Raw genomic sequence first — 3568 nt, 5'->3', positions numbered from 1 at the left:
GCCTCCCGCATGGCCGCCGCCATGTCCGGCGGCAGCTGGGCGGCCACGTGCCGCGCCAGCCCGGCCGGCAGCCGCTCCGACAGCGTGCTGACGACCGCGTGCGCGGCCCGCTCGGCCGCCCCCCGGTCGGGCAGCTGGGCCAGCGCCTGCACTTTTCCGATCATCTCGTCGTGCCGCATGGGACCGGTCCCTTCCGGACGAAATGCCGACGGCACGCCCGTCCCGCGGGCGTCGCGACACCGGTCGAGTACCCCACGCCCGCCCCTGGTCACGGCGGCCGTCCTCCGGTCAGGTGGGCGTCGACCACCCGGCGCGTGGGTACGCGTCGGCAGCGGGACATCGGCGGAGTGACGTGCGAGGTGTGCATGGCAGGCGCGGAGCTGGCGGCACCGTTGTGGGACATCCACAACGGGCAGGGACCGCGGCAGCTGGCCGAACTGGGGCTGGCGCTGCTGCTGTCGAGCCTGATCGGCTGGGAACGCGCGGCCCAGCAGAAGAGCGCCGGGATGCGCACCCACACGCTGGTCGGTATCGCGAGCGCCCTGATGATGGAGGTCTCCCAGCACGGCTTCACCGCGGTGCTCGGCCTGGAGAACGTCTCCTTCGACCCCTCCCGGGTCGCCGCGCAGATCGTCTCCGGCATCGGCTTCATCGGCGGCGGGCTCATCTTCGTACGGCGGGATGCCGTACGGGGCCTGACCACCGCCGCCACGATATGGCTGACCTGTGCGGTCGGCATGGCCTGCGGGGGCGGGCTGCCGGTCCTCGCACTGGTGGTGACGGCGCTGCACTTCCTCGTGGTCCGGGGCTATCCGCTGCTCTCCGCCCGGGTGGTACCCGGCACCACCGCCGCCACCTTCGAGGCCCGCCTCACCTACCGGACCGGTTCCGCGCTGCTGCCGCGTCTGATGCAGACCTGCACCCGGCGCGGCTTCCGCATCCTGCAGGTGAAGGTCGAGAGGCTGCCCGGTCGCACCGACGACGCGGCACGGGTGCTGTTGCAGCTGGAGGGCACCGATGACCCCTCCCGGCTGGCGTCGGAGCTGTTCCTGGACGACGGCGTCCTGGACATCGAACTGATCGCCGCCACGGACGAGGAATAGCCAGCCCGAGCGGCCCGGCCACGGAGCCCACCTCGGGCGACGAACAGCCACCGAGTGGCCGCCTTGAACAGCCGCCGAGTGGCCGCGTTGAACAGCCGCCGAACGGCCGTCCTGAACAGCCACCGAACGGCCGTCCTGAACAGCCGCCGAACGGCCGTACTCGACGACCGGCCCGACGACCAGCCGGAAAAGGCCCGAGACAGTACGAAAACAGCTGGATGGTCGGACCGGAACGCCGAGCCGCTCAGTCCTTCGCCGTCTCCTGGGTCGCCGTCCAGGCGTACTGGAGCCAGTCCGACACGGTCAGTGCGCCCAGGCCGCCGCAGACCAGCCGGGTGAGCCGGGGCGCCGCCGTGTAGGAGCAGACCAGCGCGCCGGCGGCCCAGGCCGCGGTGCAGAACGGGCAGGAGACCAGGTCGCCCACGGCGCGCCGGAGCCCGCTGCCCCGGGGTTCGTCGATGACCTCGGCGCCCTCGCCCTGCTCCGTGCGGCGGGTGAACGGCGCCCGGACGAAGCTGGTGATCTTGTCCCTGGTCAGCAGCCGGGACGTCTTGTACGTCGCCGCGCCGATCAGCGCGACGTCCCACGGCGGGACCCCCTCCGGCAGTCGCACACCCCGGCGCCGGGCGAGCAGCGCGAAGGCGCCCGCGCTCCCCGCGAACACCGACGCGAGGGCGGCATAGCCTCCCAGCGGGACGTCGCCCCGGTCGTCGTAACCTGCGGCGTCCGTCGTCATGAGACCTCCCGTGTCTCCGGCCTGCTCGGGCCCTGCTCGGGCGCGCGACGAGTTCCCCCCGTGTGCGGGGTGACACGTGACCTTGGGGGGGGTGCGTGACCGCCGGGGATGGCACGTGACGTTCGGGGATGGCGTGACCTTCGGGGATGGCACGTGACCTGCGGGGCTGGCACGTGACCTCCGGGGACGGCACGTGAGCTGCGGGAGTGACGGAGCGACCTTTCGCGGGGGACGGAGCGATCTCTCCTGGGGCTGACCCGGGACCTTGTGCGGCGGCCGGGCGGACGCTAATATTCATCATGCGATGAATTAGTGGAGCGATGAATCAACGCTCTCCCGAAAGGCGGGACGGCCATGGAGAAGACCACTTGCTGTGTCGTGGGGGGCGGTCCCGCCGGCATGGTGCTCGCCCTGCTGCTGGCGCGGGCCGGGATCGCGGTGACCGTACTGGAGAAGCACGCCGACTTCCTGCGCGACTTCCGCGGTGACACCGTCCACCCGTCGACCCTGGCCCTGCTGGACGAACTGGGGCTGGCCGAACCCTTCGCCCGGCTGCCGCAGCGCCGCGTCCGCACCGTCCAGCTGCCGGTCGGCGCCGGGCGTCCGGCCGTCACGGTCGCGGACCTCTCGGTCCTGCCCGGGCCCTACAACTACGTGGCGATGGTGCCCCAGTGGGACCTGCTGGACCTCCTCGCCGAGCACGCGCGGCGTGAACCGACCTTCGAGCTGCGGATGAACACGGAGGCGACCTCGTTCCTGGTCGAGTCCGGCCGCGTGACCGGGGTGCGCTACCGCACCTCCGACGGCCGTACCGGCGAGTTGCGCGCCCTCCTCACCGTCGCCTGCGACGGCCGTGGCTCACTGGCCCGCTCCCGCCCGGAACTGGGACTGCGCCGGTTCACCTGCCCGATGGACGCCTGGTGGTTCCGCCTGCCGCGCAGGGACGGCGATCCGTCCGGACTCGTCGGCGGTGCCGGGGAGGGATTCCTGACGGCGATGATCGACCGCGGTGACTACTGGCAGTGCGCCGCGCTGATCCCCAAAGGCGCCGACGCCGAACTCCGCGCCGGGGGCCTGGACCGCTTCCGGGCCGCCTACGCCGCCGGCGTCCCGTGGATCGCCGACCGCACGCACGTCCTGCGGTCCTGGGACGACGTCAAGCTCCTCGACGTCCATCTCGACCGTCTGCGCCGCTGGCACCGCCCCGGCCTGCTGTGCATCGGCGACGCCGCGCACGCCATGTCCCCGGTCTTCGGCATCGGCATCAACCTGGCCGTGCAGGACGCCGTGGCCACCGCCCGCCTGCTGGCCGGGCCACTGCGCCGGGGCACGGTGCGGCTGCGCGACGTACGCGGTGTGCAGCGCCGCCGCCGTCCCACCACGGTCGTCACCCAGGCGCTGCAGCGGACGGCCCACGCCCGCTTCATCGCCCCGGTCCTGCGCGGCCGGCCACCCCTGGGCAGTGCTGAGCGGGCCCGGCGCGTCGCCCGCCTGGTCGGCGGCTCGCCATGGCTGCGCCGCCTGCCCGCCTACTTCGTCGCGTACGGCGCCCGCCGGGAACGTCCCCCCGCCGCGGCGGTCCGCAACCGGGAGCCGGGCACGCAGACCGCGGCCGGCGGACAGCACGCGTGAGCACCGGTGCCGCGGACCGGATCCGACGGCACGGCACGGCGACCGGTCGACCCCGGGCTCCTGGCCGGAACCCCACCGCCCCCCACCCCCCACTGCC

4 protein-coding genes are annotated in these 3568 nt (G+C 73.5%); 2 read left to right on the top strand and 2 right to left on the bottom strand.

Features of this window, described 5'->3' with window-relative positions; all coding sequences use genetic code 11:
* On the bottom strand, positions 1 to 164 hold a 164-nt coding region (locus GT045_RS22785), incomplete at its 3' end, for a DUF2267 domain-containing protein (protein ID WP_237538797.1).
* A gap of 201 nt (positions 165 to 365) precedes the next feature.
* Here GT045_RS22785 and GT045_RS22780 point away from each other — a divergent pair.
* On the top strand, positions 366 to 1103 hold the full coding sequence (locus GT045_RS22780) for an MgtC/SapB family protein (RefSeq protein WP_161335270.1): 738 nt from the start codon (positions 366 to 368) through the stop codon (positions 1101 to 1103).
* A 244-nt stretch (positions 1104 to 1347) separates the two neighbouring features.
* On the opposite strand, the gene GT045_RS22775 is transcribed toward GT045_RS22780, so the two are convergent.
* A complete protein-coding gene (locus GT045_RS22775) occupies positions 1348 to 1839 on the bottom strand; it encodes a DUF1360 domain-containing protein (protein ID WP_161335269.1) in 492 nt (163 codons plus the stop codon).
* Between the two features lie 354 nt (positions 1840 to 2193).
* Between GT045_RS22775 and GT045_RS22770 the strand changes: the two genes are divergently transcribed.
* Complete coding sequence (locus GT045_RS22770) at positions 2194 to 3471, top strand: FAD-dependent oxidoreductase (RefSeq protein WP_161287451.1); 1278 nt, start codon at positions 2194 to 2196, stop codon at positions 3469 to 3471.
* The last annotated feature ends 97 nt before the right edge of the window (positions 3472 to 3568 follow it).

The sequence above is a fragment of the Streptomyces sp. SID486 genome (genome assembly GCF_009865385.1).
Taxonomy (GTDB): Bacteria; Actinomycetota; Actinomycetes; order Streptomycetales; family Streptomycetaceae; genus Streptomyces.
This window is presented reverse-complemented; position numbering and strand designations above follow the sequence as displayed.